Raw genomic sequence first — 15,405 nt, 5'->3', positions numbered from 1 at the left:
CGGACCTTGCCGTTCAGCACTGCGGCAGGATCGGCTTCCATGTGCTCGGGCCGCCGGTGTCCAGGTACCAGTCGTTGACGTAGCCCCAGGCACTGGCCGTGGAGACACGCATCCAGTACCGGTAGCCGTGGCCGTCCGCGTCCGGGTCGCCGGTGGTCCAGCACTCGACCTCCAGCCACTGGCCGTTGCCGTACCGGGCCACCGCGCCGGCGCTGTAGCGGGGTGCGGTGCGCATCACCAGGGCCGAGCCGGGGTCGATGCCGATGACCTGGGCGCAGCGGGCCGGGTCGCCCGGGCCGGCACCGGGGCAGGGGCGCGGGGCGGCCTGCGCGGGTGAGGCGGCGAGCACGCCGGCGCCGGCGAGCAGGACCGCGGCCGCCCCCGCGACGGACGCGGACCGGGCCCGGGACCTGAGGAATCGTGACGTCTGCATGGATCCTCCGTTGACTGCCGAGGGTTCGGTCGCTCGTGGGCCGGACAGGCCCACGGGCCGGGTTGCCCACGGCCTGGCCTGCCGACGAGCCCTGACTGTGGCATCGAACGGAGGCGGGCACATCCTGTGAGGTGTCAGGGTGCGGCCACCCCCGGGCGCCCCCGGGAAGGCCGCCGGGGCCGGGTCGGGCGCCGGCAGCGCGCCGCCGGGGTCAGCCCTGGTACGGCGGTGCCGCCCCCCAGTGCCACCGCGGCACCGGTTGCTCGGCCGGCGGCTTCGCGTCCGGGCCGGAGAAATGGACCGCCAGCCGCGTGCCCCACTCCACATAGGCGAGGAAGGCCGAGCGGAACTCGGCGTCCATGGGCAGTCCCGCCTCGTCCGCGGCGTCCTGGATCAGGTTGACCCAGCGGCGGCGCTGGGCCTCGGTGATGCCCCGGCCCATGTGCTTGGCGACCATGTGGCCGTGGCCGCCCTGGGTCTCCGAGTAGCCGGGCGGGCCGCCGAAGACCTCGGCGAGCCACAGGGCGACGTGCTGGGCGTGCTCGGGGGCGAGTCCCTCGAACACCGGTGCCAACAGGTCGTCGCGGAGGACCTTGTCGTAGAAGACCGACGTCAGCCGGGCGAAGGCCTCCGCGCCGCCCGCCCACTCGTAGAGGGTGGGCAGGGCGGAGCCGGTGCCGCGGACCGTGGTCGGCTTGTAGTGGCGCATCTCCTCGATGCTCGGGATGTACGGGCGGATCTCGGCGAGGAAGTCGGGGAACAGCTCGGACGTGCGGAAGCCTTCGACGTGGTCCTTGGTCGACGTCCACGTGATGCGCAGGATGTAGTGCTCGAAGTCCTCCTCGCAGCGCGCCAGTTCGTAGTCGACGCACTGCGGTGCCGCCGACAGCTGGGCCGCGGCGCGGGAGTAGGCGGACAGGAACTCCGCCGACTGCTCTTCGGGGATGCGGTACCGGATGTACTCCACCGTCTGAGTCGTCATGCGCCCACAGAAACACGAAAGGCCCGCCGGATGCTGCGCCTCCGGCGGGCCTTTCGCTCACGGCCTACTCAGCGTCGTACGACGGCCTGCTCGGCGTCGTACGACTGGCTCCCCTACTTCCCGTAGTACGCGTTGTAGATGGAGATCGTCGACTTGTTGCCCTTCTTGTCGGCGATCTTCGCGTGGAAGGAGATGGCCTTCCCCTTCGCCGGGTTCTTCACGGTGATCTTGCCGTTCTTGACGTCCAGCTTCTTCCAGGTCTGGCCGTAGTCGTACGACACGTACACCGACAGGGACTTGAGGTTGGAACCCTTGGCCGCGCCCTCGACGGTGACCGGGAACGTCACCTTCTTGTCGGCCTCGACCCTGCTGTCCAGGCCCGTTGTCGCGTTGAAGCGGACCATGGAGGCCGGCAGCTTCACCGCGTCCTGGCCGGCCGGCTTCTTCGAGCGGAAGGTCCAGCTCGCGTCGATCCGGGTGGAGGCGGCCGCGACCTTGACGCTCCGCTTCACCGAGGTGGTCAGCTTGTACTCGGCGTCACCGGCAGGCACCTTGAAGATCCCCTCGCCGAACAGCGGGTCGGCGTTGGTGCCGACCTTGCTGCCGTTGCGGTACAGCGAGGTGGCGACCGCGGTGAAGTCCGAGGAACCGGCGTGCCCGGCGCCGTCGGCGAACAGCGGGACGAACCCGTAGACGTCGTTGCCCTGGCGGAAGAGCCCGTAGTCGGTGTTCAGGTGAGGGCCGAAGACCGCTGTGTTGAAGGTCTTCGTGTACTTCTGGCCCGCCTTGAAGGTCTGCGCGTTGCCCAGCGTGTAGTACGCGTCCGGGACCGGGAAGCCCTCCGCGTCCTTGCCGCCGTACTGCTCGAAGTCGAGGAGCCACTGGATCTTGTCGGACGTCGAGAGGTACAGCGTGCGCGCGCCCGGCAGCTTCTGCTCCACCGGGAGGCCGAGAGCCACGTCGTCGGGGAACAGACCCGTGCTGACCAGTCCGCCGGTCTTGCCGACGGCGGCCGTACCCAGGTTGTTCTTCACCGTGGCGAGTTCGGCCGCCTTGAAGTGACGGACCTTCCCGCCCTGGATCTGCTTGACCTTGGCGGTGGTGGCCACGTCGTACTCGGCGTTGGCGCCCTTGGTCCACTGGCCGTTCCAGGTCTGCGTCAGACCGGTCGCGGCCTCCGGGCCGAGGTGGGCCATGCGCAGGTTGGCGAAGGTGTCGACGCCGACGCCGATGCCGATGCCGGCCGGCTCGTAGAAGTAGTCGCTCATCGCGGACGTCTGTTTCGCCTGCGCGTCCGGCACGGTGATGTCGGCGCCCTTGGCCTTGCGGGCGTCGATGGTCACCGTGACGTCCTTGGTGACGCTCAGCTTCGGCTGGACCAGCCAGTCGAGGCCGTCCTTGAAGGTCACCAGGTCCTTCGCGATCCAGGCGTCCAGCAGGTAGGTGCCCTTGGGCAGCCGCATGGTGGTGGTGCCGGAGGCCGCCACCGGGACCTGGTAGGCCCGGCCGTTGCCGAGGCCCGCGTAGCCGAGGGCCGCCGTGTTGTAGTCGTCCGTCGGCTGTCCGTCCCGGCCGATGTGCTTGACGGTGACGTTGTACGACTGCACCTCACGCTGTACGGCGGCGGCCGTACGGACGCTCTGCCCGCCGCCCGTCGCCGTCACATAGGCGGAGTACGCGCCGTCGAGCGTGCCGCCCAGCTTGGTGTTGACGGTGACGCCGACGGACGCCTCCTTGCCCGCCGGGACGGTCACCTTGGTCGCGCCCAGCTTGAAGAAGCCCGCCGGAGCCGCCTGCCCCTTGGGGTTGGTGGCGGTCGCGGAAAGGGTCAGCGTGACGTCCTGCTTGCCGAGGTTGCGGTACGTCAGCTGCTTGGTGACGGGCTTGTCGTCGGTGTGCGGCCACTGCTGCACCCCGAAGCTCACCGACACCGGGTCGGCGATCACGGTCTGCTTGATGGCCTTGTCCACCTGGATCCGGCCCGAACCCTGCTGGAAGGGGGTGTACTTGCCGCCCTTGGCGGACCCGGTCAGCGCGCCCTTCAGTTCGGCGTACTTCCAGTCCGGGTGCTCCTGCTTGAGGATCGCCGCGGCGCCCGCCACATGCGGGGTCGCCATCGACGTACCCGAGATCGTCAGGTAGCCGGCCGGCTTCTCGCCGACCTCCTGGTCGATGAGGCTGCCCTTGGCGGCCGCGGCCGTGATGTCCACCCCCGGCGCGGTGACGTCCGGCTTGATCGCCCCGTCGCCGACCCGCGGGCCCGTGGAGGAGAACTCGGCGAGCTTGTCCTTGTCGTCGACGGCGCCGACGGTGAGCGCGGCGTCCGCGCTGCCCGGCGAACCGACCGACTCCGGGCCGGAGTTGCCGGCCGCGATGGCGAACAGCATGCCCTTTTCGGCGGAGAGCTTGTTGACCTCCGCCTCCAGCGGGTCCACCTCCGGGGTGTCCGTGCCGCCGAGGCTGAGGTTGACGATGTCGGCGCCCTGCTCGGCCGCCCACTCCATGCCGGCCAGGATGTTGGAGTCCTCGCCGGAGCCGGTGTCGCCGAGGACCTTGCCGGCGAGGATCGACGCGCCGGGCGCCACACCCTTGTACTTGCCGCCCGACTTCGCGCCGGTGCCCGCCACGATGGAGGCGACGTGCGTGCCGTGGCCGACGTGGTCCTGGTCGTTGGTGGACGTCGAGAAGTTCTTGGCCGCGATGACCTGGTTCTTCAGGTCCGGATGGGTCGCGTCGACCCCCGTGTCCAGGACGGCGATCTTGACGCCCTTGCCGGTGTAGCCGGCCGCCCACGCCTTGGGGGCGCCGATCTGCGGCACGGACTTGTCGAGGGTGGCCCTGCGGACCCCGTCGAGCCAGACGTGCGCGACACCGGAGGCCGCCTTGTCGCCGTTGGTGACCGCGTCCCACAGCTCGGGCGTGTCCTCGTGCGAGGTCTGCACGGCGTCCGCGTTCAGGGACTTCAGGGTGCGGCGCAGGGTGCCCGCGTCCCGGACCTCGGCCTTGGTCGCGGTCGCGGCTCCCCGGTAGCCGACGATGACCTTCAGGCCGTTGCGCTGCGAGGCGCGGGTCGCCGCCTTGTCGAGCTCGGTGACGTCGAAGAGCCGCTGGTCGAGCTTGCCGGTGGCGACCAGCCGGGCCGCGTCGGCCGGGATGACGAGCGTGTGCCCGTCGGCCTTGCGGATCTGGACGGGTATGTGCTCGCGGCCCCTCGCCCGGTCCAGGGCGACGACACGGCCCTTGGAGTCGACGGAGACACGGTCACCCGTGATGAGGGTGATGCGGTGATGGGACGAGAGCTGAGCGGCGCCGGTCGCACGCTGCTCGGGCTTCGCCGACGCCGGGCTGGTCATGCCCGCTGCGAGGGCGACGGCGGCCGCCGTGGCGACGGAGGCCGCGCACGCTCTTTTCACTTTTCTGTGCAAGTTTCCCCCTTGCAGAAGTTCCGGGCGAATTTCCCGATTCACCCAGGCGGGGGCAATCCGCACGCAAACGCGCACACCCCCCGGAACACGCAGTATGCCGGGGGGCGATCAGGCACCTCAATACACAAGAAGCCGACAGGGAGGGTCTGTTACACGATCGCCGGGTGAGCGAAAAACTCCGGCCACATGAAACGCGCCGATGAACGCCCGTACTACGGAACGGCGTTCTCCTTCACCGTGATCTTTCCCTTGCGGATGGTCGCCAGGCGCGGGGCCTTCTTCGCGAGCGACGAGTCGTGGGTGACCAGGATGAAGGTCAATCCCAGCTCTTTCCACATGCGTTCGAGTACGTCCATGATCCCGTCCCGCATCGACTCGTCGAGGTTTCCGGTGGGTTCGTCGGCGAGCAGCACCTTCGGCTGCTTGACCAGGGCGCGGGCGATGGCCACGCGCTGCTGCTGGCCGCCGGACATCTCACCGGGCAGATGCCCGGCGCAAGTCCGGCGTTCGCGCCTCAGGTAGTTGAATCCTCCCCTCCCTGAAGGGAAGGGGATTCCTGGCTCAGGCCGCCTCCTGGAGCAGCGCTCCAGGAGGCCTTCCGCCATCAGCACCAGCCGGGTCGAGACCAGCCCGGACGAGCATCACGCGGGCGGAGTTCTTGTCCCTGGGGGACACGGCTCCGCACGCGGTGCAGGTGTAGGTGCGCTCACCCAGCGGCAGGCGATGCTTGGCTCTCGCATCGCACTGCGCGCAGTCCATCGTGGTGTGCGCGGGGTGGACCAGACGGATGTCCCGCCCGTGCTTACGGCCCATCTCGATCAGAGCCGCCTTGGTGGGACCGATGGCGGCATCAGCGGCCTTACGGGCCATAGAGCTCTTGGCCAGGAACTTCGGGCGGAAGTCCTCGACCGCGATGGCGTCGTGGTCGCGGACCACCTTCTTGGCCCACTTACGGCCAGTGTCTTCCCGCTGCCTGGCGACCTTCTTGTGCGCCTTCGCCCGCAGGTGTTTCGCCTCGCGGTAGCCCTTCGATACCGGTTGTCCCTTCTTCGGCCTGCGGCGGGCCATCATCCGGTCGTACCGGGTCAGCTTCGCCCGGGCCCTCTGGCCGTGCCCGGCGTGCGGCAGGTCGTGCGCGTCGGACGTGGTGGTCGCGGTCTCCTTCACGCCCCAGTCGACACCCAGTACCCGACCGGTCTGCGGCAGGGGCTGAACCTGGGCGGGGACAACGAACGAGGCGTACCAGTGCCCGAGGCTGTCCTGGTACAGGCGCACCGAGGACGGCTCGGACGGCAGTTCACGCGACCACACCACCGCCACCACGATGCCCCCGGCCAGGTGCAGCCGGCCGTCCTTCAACCGGAACCCGTTCTTGGTGTAGTTGAGCGTCGGCAGCGCCTCGCGTTTGGACTTCCACTTCGGCATCCCCACCCGGCGCGCCATGGGCAGGCGTTCGCGGATGTCCTTGTGTGCCTTTGCGCGGGAGCGGCCGAAGTCGCGGATGACCTGCTGCTGGCAGACCGACGAGCCCTCACGCAGCCACGGCGTGCGGGCGCGGGCCTCGGTCAGCATCCTGTCGAGCTGAGCCGGACCACACGCGGCCTTCTGACCGGTCGCCTTGCTGTGCAGGTGCACAGCCCTGGACTTGGCCACGCATTCGTTCCACAGCCACCGGCACCGGCTCCACTCCGCCGCCAGGGACGTGCGGGCGGTGGACGACACGCGCAGCCGGTAGGTGTATCGCGCATGCCCGATCTCCGCGCCCGTCGCCACCTGCACCATCCGCCTCCCTCACACGGCCCGGTCGGGACACTATGCCGCCCCGAACCCTCCGAAGGACCATATGTACGACAGCAGCACAAACGCACCCGATCCCACATCCGCCACCCGACCAGCGATCACAGGCACACGCGTTCGCATCACCTCGGCGACTCTGACACCGGTACCGGCGCTCCGCGCCCAGAACCGGATACGGCGACGCTCCACGCCACAACACCCCGGACGCGATGAAGGCATAAGGCAGACATAAGAGAAGGATGAGAAGGCGGGGAATGCCGGAAAACACCGATGCCGCCCCGGAGGGCGGCATCGGAAGAACTGCGGACGTACTGCGTACTTGCCCGGGCTTGCTGCCGGTCGGTGGGAGATCCGGTCAGCGGCGGTCCGTCAGGCCGCGGACCCGGCCTTCCAGTCGGCCCAGCTGAGGTTCCAGCCGTTGAGGCCGTTGTCCGGCTGGACCGTCTTGTCGCCGGTGTTCTGGACGACCACGACGTCACCGATCATCGAGTTGTTGTAGAACCAGGCGCCCGGCGTGTTCGGGTCGTTGGCGCCCTTGGTGTCCGACAGGCCCACACAGCCGTGACTGGTGTTCACGCTGCCGAAGATGGACTTGGCGCCCCAGTAGTTGCCGTGCACGAAGGTGCCGGAGCTGGTGAGGCGGATGGCGTGCGGCACGTCCTTGATGTCGTACTCGCCCTTGCCGTCGTCGTCGGTGAAGCCCACGGTCGCGCCGTTCATGCGCGTCTCCTTGAACTTCTCCGACATCACCATGATGCCTTCGTACGTCTTGTTGTCGGGCGAACCGGCCGAGATCGGGATGGTCCTGACGGTCTTGCCGTCCTGCGTGATCTTCATCTGCTTGGTCTTCGCGTCGACGTACGAGACCTGGTTGCGGCCGATCTTGAAGGTGACCGTCTTCTGCTGGACACCGTAGACACCGGAGGCGCCCTCGACACCGTCGAGCGCGAGCTTCAGCGTGACGGTGGAGTTCTCCTTCCAGTAGTCGTCGGGCCGGCAGTCCATGCGGTTGGCGTTGAACCAGTGGCAGACGACCTCCTGGCCGCCGCTGGAGGAGACGGTGATGCCCTTCTGGACGGCCGCCTTGTTGGTGATCGCCTTGTCGAAGTTGATCGACACCGGCATGCCCACGCCGACGGTGGTGCCGTCGTCCGGCGTGAAGGTGCCTATGAAGCTGTTGGCCGGCGAGACCGTGGTGAACGAGGCGTTCTCGTGGGCGACGCGCCCGTCGGAGTCCTTCGCCTCGGCCGTCAGCTTGTAGGTGGTGGACCGCTCCAACTGGCCGCTGGGCTTCCAGCTGGTCCGGTCCGCGGATATCTGGCCGCTGACCTTGGTGCCGTCGGTGGTGGTCATCGACACGTCGGTGAGCGTGCCCTTGCTCACGGTGACGGCGGCGGAGTTGTTGATGGACGCGTTGTCGGAGCCGTCCTTGGGCGTGATGGTGATCTGCGCCTCGGAGGCCTTCTTGGCCGCCGCCTCGTCGACCTTGGACTGCGAGCTGTCCTTCCCGCCGTCGCTCGCGGAGGCGTCGTCGCCGCCGCTGGAACACGCCGAGAGCACCAGCACTCCGCCGAGCAGTGCGGACGCGACCGTGAGGCCCCTGCGCCGCTTACCGACCGTCATCACACGCTTCTCCATCGTTGCCGAATCCCGAAATCACGGGAGTTCCCGCTCATCGAGAGTCCCCGCTCATGAACCTTCAACGCTACGGCCGGTTCACCCCGTTCCACATTCCTCGCCTGTGTGGGGCACACCACGTCCGCCGTTGCGGGTGGTGCGAATCTCGGTCCGTGCGCCCCCTGAGACGACGAAACCCCGGGCGGCGGTTGCCGCCCGGGATCACGAATTTCCCCAAGCGTGCTCGTGCTCAGCCTGCCGCCCCTGCTTCTTCCTCGTCCAGGTCGACATCATCCCCGTCCAGGTCCCAGTCCGGCGCGTCAGGGTCGTACTCGACCTGCTCGCAGGACCAGGACGCCTGCGCCAAGTCCACCCCCGGCACCTGCCTGACCAGGTCGAACGGGTCCACGAGATACGCGAGGGCCTCCGCGGTGTCGTGCGTCACAGCGCTCTCGGCCTGGACTCGCTCCTCGGCCGGCATGTCGGGGTCTTCCGACATCCGCGCCAACGCGGCCTCGGTGACGGCGCCCGTCTCGTCCACCTCGAGGACGAGTTCCACGCGAAGCCGTACAAAACGTGATGTCTCTGGAGTGCTCATGCCCGGAGAGTACGACTCAATCCTCCCGTGACTTTCCTGTGACCCGCGCCTTTCACTAACATCGCCCCACACGGCCAATTCGCCAGCGCCACAAGGGGATCGATATTCCGTGTCAACCGCTCGCCGATCGTTGCTGACCGCCACCGCCGCGGGGACCCTCCTGGGTGCCCTGTGGTTCGTCCCGTCCGCGAACGCGACAGACGACCACCCGGCGAGAACGGAACCCTCGGCGACCCCGACTTCCCAGGTCACGGCCCAGGCCCGGGCCACCACCGAGATCTCGTCCACGACCGGGGACGGCACCCAGCTCGCAGACACCGGAAGCTTCGACACCACCCCGTATGTCATCGGCGGCACCATGTTCCTCACGCTGGGTGCCGGCTTCGTGGTCTATTCGGTACGCCGGGAACGCCTCGGGTTTTGAATTCCGCTTGACCTGTTCTTGACGACCCGTTCATGGTCCGCCCATGAAGCAGCTTGGCGGCCGTGATCGACGCCCAGGCGGCCAAGCTCGCGTGACCCACTGACGGACCGGGGCCCCGCCGTACACACGGCAGGGCCCCTCGGTACGCCTGGCCGAAACCTGGCTGCCGACGCCTACCGCAGCGGCCCGGTGACCGTCTCCGCCGCCGCGACCAGCCGCCCTTCGCGCACGAACGCGTCCGCCACGGCCAGGTCGGGCGCCAGGAACCGGTCAGGACCGGGGCCTTGTACCCCCGCCTTGCGTACGGCCTCGATGACCGCCCGGGACGCCGGCGCCGGGGTCAGCCCCTCGCGCAGTTCGACGGCGCGGGTGGCGGCGTACAGCTCGACGGCGATGACCCGGGTGAGGTTGTCGACGGCGGTCCGCAGTTTGCGGGCGGCCGACCAGCCCATGGAGACGTGGTCCTCCTGCATCGCAGAGGACGGGATCGAGTCCGCCGACGCCGGTACGGCGAGCCGCTTCATCTCGCTGACCAGCGCGGCCTGCGTGTACTGGGCGATCATCAGCCCCGAGTCGACGCCTGGGTCGTCCGCGAGGAACGGCGGGAGGCCGTGGCTGCGGTTCTTGTCGAGCAGCCGGTCGGTGCGGCGCTCGGTGATGGAGGCGAGGTCGGCGGCCGCGATGGCGAGGAAGTCGAGGACGTAGCCGACCGGGGCGCCATGGAAGTTGCCGTTGGACTCGACCCGCCCGTCAGGCAGCACCACGGGGTTGTCCACGGCCGACGCCAGCTCGCGCTCGGCGACCGTGCGGGCGTGGGCGATGGTGTCCCGGCCGGCGCCGGCGACCTGCGGGGCGCAGCGCACGGAGTAGGCGTCCTGGACGCGGGGAGCGTCGTCCTGGTGGTGTCCGGTGAGCTCCGAACCCTCCAGTACCGCCAGCATGTTGGCGGCGGAGGCGCCCTGCCCGGGGTGCGGGCGGATGGCGTGCAGTTCGGGGGCGAGGACCCTGTCGGTGCCGAGGAGGGCTTCGAGGCTGAGGGCCGCGGTGACGTCGGCGGACTTGTAGAGGGTGTCCAGGTCGGCGAGGGCCATGACCAGCATGCCGAGCATGCCGTCGGTGCCGTTGAGGAGGGCGAGCCCCTCCTTCTCGCGCAGTTCCACGGGGTCGATGCCGTGCTCGGCGAGGAGCTCACCGGCGGGCCGTACGACACCGTCCGGGCCCTCGGCGTCCCCCTCGCCCATGAGGGTCAGGGCGCAGTGGGACAGCGGGGCCAGGTCGCCGGAGCAGCCGAGGGAGCCGTACTCGTGGACGACCGGGGTGATGCCGGCGTTCAGGACGTCGGCCATGGTCTGCGCGACCTCGGGCCGGACGCCGGTGTGCCCGGAGCAGAGGGTCTTGAGCCGCAGGAACATCAGAGCCCGTACGACCTCCCGCTCCACCCGCGGTCCCATACCGGCGGCGTGCGAGCGGACGATGTTGCGCTGCAGCTGGGCCCGCAGCTGCGGGCTGATGTGCCGGGTCGCCAGGGCGCCGAAGCCGGTGCTCACGCCGTAGACGGGGTCGGGCTTGGCCGCGAGCGTGTCCACGATCCTGCGAGCGGCGGCGAGGGCCAGGGCCGCCTCCTCGGAAAGCTCGACCCGGGCACCGTCGCGCGCCACGGCGAGCACGTCGGACGCGGTCACCCCGGACGTCCCCACCACCACAGTGTGCATATCCATATTCAGGAGCGTACGCAGTGAATTCCGGGCTGTCACCAGTGGGGGCGGGGTTTGCCCCTTACCGATACGTCACACCGTCACGCTCCCCCGGTGCCGGCGCTTCCTCACGGGCGCCCCCTGAACCGGCGGCGTTCGGGGGTCTGCTCGGCGGAGGGCTCGTCGGCCAGCCGTACGACCGGGTCGTCGGGGCCCGCGCGGCCTGCGACGACCGGCCGGGTGGCCCGCTCGGCCTTCGCCCGGTACTGGGCCGCGTCCGCGAGCCGGAACAGCCGGCGGGCGGAGTGCACCGGCCCGATGGCGTCCTCGGTGGACGCGACCCCGCACGCGACCCCCTCCCCCAGCTCCAGCTCGGCGGACCGGCGGCAGAGCTCGTCGGCCGCCTTGACCACCTCGTCGGCGGGCGATCCGACCGCGAGCAGACAGAACTCGTCCCCGCCGAGGCGGGCCGCGAGCGCCCCCGGCAGCATGGCGCCGCACAACGAGAGCACCGACCCGAACCGCTCCAGCAGCCGGTCGCCGACGGCGTGCCCCCGGGTGTCGTTGACCCGCTTGAGCCCGTTGAGATCACAGACGACCAGACTGACGACCACCCCTTCCCTGCGGTGCCGCTCCACGGCCTCGTCCAGGTGGGCGTCGACGGCGCGGCGGTTGGCGAGACCGGTGAGGGCGTCGGTGAACGCCAGCCGCCGTACCTCTTCCAGCCGCTCGGACTGGGCGATCCCGGCGGAGACGACGGAGGCCAGGACGGTGGCGAAATCGGCGTCACCGCGGTCGAAGACCGGGGCGCCGACCGGGCGGGCCACGTACAGCTCCCCCCAGGCCCGCCCGTGCTGCACCACGGGCGCGACCACGCAGCAGCCGCGGCCGCGTCTGCGCAGGGCGGCGACGCGTTGATGGACGTAACCGGGCCGGCGTCCGGCGGCGGGCCCCTGAGCGGTCTCCACCCAGGCGTTGGGCTCGCCGCCCCCGGCCCAGCGCTCGTGCAGGAACTCGGTGATCTCGGCGAACTGGTGCACCGGGTAGGTCTCGTCGTCCGGGAACTCCTTCTCGCCCTCGGCCCGCTCCCCCACGTTCACCAGGACCCTGAGCCGCCCCAGCTCCCGCTCCCACACCGACAGCGCGGCGAAACTCCCGCCGAGCGCACGGCAGGCCCCACCGGCGGCGGCCCGCCACACGTCCCGCGAGCTGCGGGCCGCGGCCATGCCCTGCGCCAACGCGACGATGCCCGCGAGCCGACTGTCCTCACCCATCACTCCACCCTAGGGAGGTTCCGGATGAACCGGTCACTTTGTGCGCCGCAGGGGTGACTGGGTAAGCGAGGGCCGACTGTCCCTTACCCGGGGTCACCCGCAGACACTGCGGCACCGGTAGCGGTACTGGCACCGGCACCAAACACCGGCCTCCCTACTCCCCCGGCCACACAGGCGGCCGCTTCTCGTTGAACGCGGCGACTCCCTCCGCCCGGTCCCCCGAGAAGGCCACCGAACGCCATGCCGCGTCCTCGACCTCCAGGCCGGCGCGCAGATCCATCCCGTGCCCGAGCCGCAGCGCCCGCTTCGCCGCGCGCAGCCCGACCGGTGAGTTCCCGGCGATCCGGGCGGCCAGGGCCAGCGCCTCCTCCCGGTCCCGGCCCTCCTCCACGAGCGCGTCCACGAGCCCCAGATCGGCCGCCTCGGCGGCCTCCACCCGCCGTGCCGTGAAGATCAGTTCTGCCGCCCGGGCCGCCCCGACTCTCCGTGGCAGCAGCTGCGTACCGCCGCCTCCGGGGATCACCCCGACCGACACCTCCGGCAGCCCCACCACGGCCGTACCGTCCGCCACGATCAGGTCGCAGGCGAGCGCCAGCTCGAAGCCGCCGCCCAGGGCGAACCCGTGGACCGCCGCGATCGTCGGGACGGGCAGTTCCAGTACGCCGGTGTACCCGCCCCGGGTCACCGGCCGCTGCCGTACCAGGTCGGCGTCGGAGAAGGAGTCGCGCTCCTTGAGGTCGGCGCCGACGCAGAAGGCCCGCTCATGGGTCGAGGTCAGCACGACCACGCGGACGTCCCTGTCCTCGCCGAGCGCCGCACAGGCCGCCGCGAGGGACCTGGCCATCTCCGTCGACACCGCGTTCATGGCCTTGGGCCGGTCCAGGGCCAGCTCCGCGACATGCCCCTCCTGGTGCCGCCGTACCACCACGAACTCCCCGAACCGTTCCTCGCTCATGACATCCTCCCGCTCGACGGCCAATGGTTAACGACGGTTAACTCCGTGTCTCCGATCATCGCAGCCGGGCCGGTAACGGGAAAGGGCCGGGCCGGTTCCCCCGACCTCACCCGACACCCCGTTCGAGTGAACACCTGCACAACCCCCGGCGCACCACCCACGGCGGCGCATAACGTGCGTCCGCCTGGCGCATCGGGGGCGCGAGGCACGGGAGGGATCGCGATGACGACGACGGACACGCAGGCCGACGCCACACCGGAGAGCGCCACCGCGGAGCCGGAAGGCAACGGCACGGAGCCCCGCCTCCGGCACCCCCGTGGCCGTCACCGCAGGCCCCGCCCCCGCAAGGCGCTGCTCGCGGCGGGCGGACTCGCCCTGGCCGCCGGTGTGCTGAGTTTCGTACGGCTGACGCCCGATGCCGGAGTCGGCGGTCTCGGCACCGCCGAGGCGGATCCCCGTCCACACGGCCCGGGCGCCGTCGCCGGCCCGGACCGGGCGACCGACGCCGCCACCGCTACCGCCACCGCCGTGGAGTCCGCCGGGGCCGCCGGGGCGTCCGGGGCCGCGACCACGGTGAGTCGGTCGTCGACCGCCGTGCCGGGCGGGGCCGACGCGAGCCCACCGCGCTCCGGCGCGCCCCTCGGCCCGACGGCGTCCACGACCACGTCCCAGGCCGGACCCGGGTCCGGCCTCACCCCCATCACGACCATCCCCGAGGCCCTGAACCCGCCCACCGGCACGCCCGTGTCCTCCGCGCCCGCCGTCCCGCGCCCGGCACCGACGCCGAGCCGGACCTCACCCTCACCGACCCCGACGCCCCAGCCACCCCAGGCTCCCCAGCCGCCCGGTCAGCCCCGCCGTCCCGGCCTGTGCGTGCCGATCATCGGCCTCTGCCTGGACCAGCCGGCTCAGCCGGATCGCTGAAGGAGGGCGACACCCTCCGTACGACCGGCGACACCCTCCGCGGGGCTTACGACTCCCGGTCCCGCCGCGTGAGCAGCCACGGCTCGACCACGCCGAGCCCACGGACCGGCCGCTGCCACATCGGCTGGAGCGCGAAGCGGTACGTGGGCGGCTCCTCGCCCTCCTTCTCGGCGGCGGCCGCGGCCTCGGCGGCCTCCGCCTCGGAGACCGGGGCCTCTCCGGTGCGGATCAGCTCCTGAGCGAAGGCGCTGTCGACGAGGACGGCATCGCGGGGAGCTATCGACGTCAGCCGGGAGGCGAGGTTCACCGTCGTACCGAAGACATCGCCCATACGGGTGGTCACCGTGCCGAAGGCGATGCCGACGCGCAGCTCGGGCATGGTCTCGTCGTTCGCCATCGTCTCGATCAGGCGCAGGGCGATCTCGGCGGCCACGCCCGCGTCGTCGGCGGCGTACAGGACCTCGTCGCCGAGTGTCTTGACGAGCCGTCCGCCGCGCGCGGCGACCAGGTCGGCGCAGGTGGTCTCGAAGGCCTCGACGAGTTCGCCGAGCTCCTCCTCCTCCATCCGGCGGGTCAGCCGCGTGAACCCGACGAGGTCGGCGAAGCCGACGGCGAGGCGCCGGTCGACCATCTCCTCGTCGTCGGCGGTCTGCACGACCCGGCCCGCCGAGGCGGCGAGCTGGCGCCGCCAGACATAGACGAGGAACTCCTCCAGCTCGGGCAGGAGCAACTCGATGATCGGGTACGTCACCTCGGTGCGCGACATGCCGGGTTCCGGGGGCTCGGTCAGCCCCTCCAGGAACGAGTCCATCTGCCACTCGGCCAGCCGGGCGGTGGTCTGTCCCGTGGACCGGGCCACCTGGACCGCCATCGCCTCGCTCAGCAGCCCGGCCTCGACGAGACCGGCGAGCCGGCGCAGCGCGAGTACGTCCGCCTCGGTGAGCGCCTTGGCCTGGCCGATGTCGGCGAAACCCATGGCCCGCCAGAAACGGGAGGCAAGCTCCATGGAGACGCCGGCGGTGCGGGCCGCCTGGAAGGGGGTGTAGCGCCGCTCGGCCCCGAGGATCAGCTGTTCGAGGCGCAGGGCGAGCGGGTCATCGCCGGGATCGGTGGCGTGTGGGTCCGCCCCGTCCGCGCCGGAGCCCGTGTCGTCGACGGTCACGCCTGCTGCCCTTCCGATCTGCCACGGTCAGGTATCGACCGGCCTTCACTTTACGGCAGGTGTGCGCCAGCTCACTCCGTTCGGTGTGGCCGACGGTACGGTGCCGCTTCGGATACGTCA

The 15,405-nt window shown here is 70.6% G+C and carries 12 protein-coding genes and 1 pseudogene; 2 read left to right on the top strand and 11 right to left on the bottom strand.

Annotated features, from left to right (window positions below; translation table 11 throughout):
* Positions 1–13: 13 nt before the first annotated feature.
* The 7 genes and pseudogenes from ACIBK3_RS07765 to ACIBK3_RS07735 form a co-directional block, all read right to left on the bottom strand.
* A complete protein-coding gene (locus ACIBK3_RS07765; protein WP_399362918.1) occupies positions 14–433 on the bottom strand; it encodes a hypothetical protein in 420 nt (139 codons plus the stop codon).
* A 211-nt stretch (positions 434–644) separates the two neighbouring features.
* Positions 645–1,415: a group II truncated hemoglobin gene (locus ACIBK3_RS07760; RefSeq protein WP_399362916.1), complete on the bottom strand. Its 771-nt coding sequence runs from the start codon at positions 1,413–1,415 to the stop codon at positions 645–647.
* A gap of 113 nt (positions 1,416–1,528) precedes the next feature.
* Positions 1,529–4,768 (bottom strand): S8 family peptidase, encoded by a 3,240-nt coding sequence (locus ACIBK3_RS07755; protein ID WP_399363965.1) that lies wholly within the window; start codon positions 4,766–4,768, stop codon positions 1,529–1,531.
* A 284-nt stretch (positions 4,769–5,052) separates the two neighbouring features.
* Positions 5,053–5,331, bottom strand: a pseudogene (locus ACIBK3_RS07750) (ATP-binding cassette domain-containing protein); the annotation flags it as partial.
* 70 nt (positions 5,332–5,401) lie between these two features.
* A complete protein-coding gene (locus tag ACIBK3_RS07745) occupies positions 5,402–6,622 on the bottom strand; it encodes an RNA-guided endonuclease InsQ/TnpB family protein (protein WP_399362914.1) in 1,221 nt (406 codons plus the stop codon).
* Positions 6,623–7,006: 384 nt separating this feature from the next.
* The gene (locus ACIBK3_RS07740) at positions 7,007–8,260 is read right to left on the bottom strand and encodes an Ig-like domain-containing protein (protein WP_399362912.1); all 1,254 of its coding nucleotides are present in this window, start codon (positions 8,258–8,260) and stop codon (positions 7,007–7,009) included.
* 244 nt (positions 8,261–8,504) lie between these two features.
* Positions 8,505–8,852 carry a hypothetical protein gene (locus tag ACIBK3_RS07735; RefSeq protein ID WP_399362911.1) on the bottom strand — a complete coding sequence of 116 codons (348 nt, stop codon included), beginning with the start codon at positions 8,850–8,852 and terminating at the stop codon, positions 8,505–8,507.
* A 130-nt stretch (positions 8,853–8,982) separates the two neighbouring features.
* Here ACIBK3_RS07735 and ACIBK3_RS07730 point away from each other — a divergent pair, with 130 nt between their 5' ends.
* Positions 8,983–9,276 (top strand): LPXTG cell wall anchor domain-containing protein, encoded by a 294-nt coding sequence (locus tag ACIBK3_RS07730; RefSeq protein ID WP_399363963.1) that lies wholly within the window; start codon positions 8,983–8,985, stop codon positions 9,274–9,276.
* A 173-nt stretch (positions 9,277–9,449) separates the two neighbouring features.
* Here ACIBK3_RS07730 and hutH read toward each other — a convergent pair whose 3' ends face one another.
* The 3 genes from hutH to ACIBK3_RS07715 all read right to left on the bottom strand — a co-directional run bounded on the left by hutH (position 9,450) and on the right by ACIBK3_RS07715 (position 13,199).
* A complete protein-coding gene (gene hutH / locus ACIBK3_RS07725; RefSeq protein ID WP_399363961.1) occupies positions 9,450–10,988 on the bottom strand; it encodes a histidine ammonia-lyase in 1,539 nt (512 codons plus the stop codon).
* Between the two features lie 110 nt (positions 10,989–11,098).
* Positions 11,099–12,244 (bottom strand): diguanylate cyclase domain-containing protein, encoded by a 1,146-nt coding sequence (locus tag ACIBK3_RS07720; RefSeq protein ID WP_399362909.1) that lies wholly within the window; start codon positions 12,242–12,244, stop codon positions 11,099–11,101.
* Positions 12,245–12,398: 154 nt separating this feature from the next.
* Positions 12,399–13,199: an enoyl-CoA hydratase/isomerase family protein gene (locus ACIBK3_RS07715; RefSeq protein WP_399362907.1), complete on the bottom strand. Its 801-nt coding sequence runs from the start codon at positions 13,197–13,199 to the stop codon at positions 12,399–12,401.
* A 222-nt stretch (positions 13,200–13,421) separates the two neighbouring features.
* On the opposite strand from ACIBK3_RS07715, the gene ACIBK3_RS07710 reads away from it, so the two are divergent.
* The gene (locus tag ACIBK3_RS07710) at positions 13,422–14,123 is read left to right on the top strand and encodes a hypothetical protein (protein ID WP_399362905.1); all 702 of its coding nucleotides are present in this window, start codon (positions 13,422–13,424) and stop codon (positions 14,121–14,123) included.
* A gap of 46 nt (positions 14,124–14,169) precedes the next feature.
* Here the strand turns inward: ACIBK3_RS07710 and ACIBK3_RS07705 are convergent, their stop codons facing one another.
* Entirely contained in the window at positions 14,170–15,285 is a 1,116-nt protein-coding gene (locus tag ACIBK3_RS07705) for an adenylate/guanylate cyclase domain-containing protein (RefSeq protein WP_399362903.1), read from the bottom strand.
* Positions 15,286–15,405: the final 120 nt, after the last annotated feature.

Source organism: Streptomyces sp. NPDC050287 (genome assembly GCF_044459385.1).
Lineage (GTDB): Bacteria > Actinomycetota > Actinomycetes > Streptomycetales > Streptomycetaceae > Streptomyces.
Note: the sequence above shows the minus strand (reverse complement) of the source record. Positions and strands in the feature narration are given on the sequence as shown.

What these genes read in the sequence shown, in the direction of transcription:
- ACIBK3_RS07765 (WP_399362918.1), bottom strand. Translation starts at nt 433, where the DNA reads ATGCAGACGTCACGATTCCTCAGGTCCCGGGCCCGGTCCGCGTCCGTC.
- ACIBK3_RS07760 (WP_399362916.1), bottom strand. Translation starts at nt 1,415, where the DNA reads ATGACGACTCAGACGGTGGAGTACATCCGGTACCGCATCCCCGAAGAG.
- ACIBK3_RS07755 (WP_399363965.1), bottom strand. Translation starts at nt 4,768, where the DNA reads ATGACCAGCCCGGCGTCGGCGAAGCCCGAGCAGCGTGCGACCGGCGCC.
- ACIBK3_RS07745 (WP_399362914.1), bottom strand. Translation starts at nt 6,622, where the DNA reads ATGGTGCAGGTGGCGACGGGCGCGGAGATCGGGCATGCGCGATACACC.
- ACIBK3_RS07740 (WP_399362912.1), bottom strand. Translation starts at nt 8,260, where the DNA reads ATGACGGTCGGTAAGCGGCGCAGGGGCCTCACGGTCGCGTCCGCACTG.
- ACIBK3_RS07735 (WP_399362911.1), bottom strand. Translation starts at nt 8,852, where the DNA reads ATGAGCACTCCAGAGACATCACGTTTTGTACGGCTTCGCGTGGAACTC.
- hutH (WP_399363961.1), bottom strand. Translation starts at nt 10,988, where the DNA reads ATGCACACTGTGGTGGTGGGGACGTCCGGGGTGACCGCGTCCGACGTG.
- ACIBK3_RS07720 (WP_399362909.1), bottom strand. Translation starts at nt 12,244, where the DNA reads ATGGGTGAGGACAGTCGGCTCGCGGGCATCGTCGCGTTGGCGCAGGGC.
- ACIBK3_RS07715 (WP_399362907.1), bottom strand. Translation starts at nt 13,199, where the DNA reads ATGAGCGAGGAACGGTTCGGGGAGTTCGTGGTGGTACGGCGGCACCAG.
- ACIBK3_RS07710 (WP_399362905.1), top strand. Translation starts at nt 13,422, where the DNA reads ATGACGACGACGGACACGCAGGCCGACGCCACACCGGAGAGCGCCACC.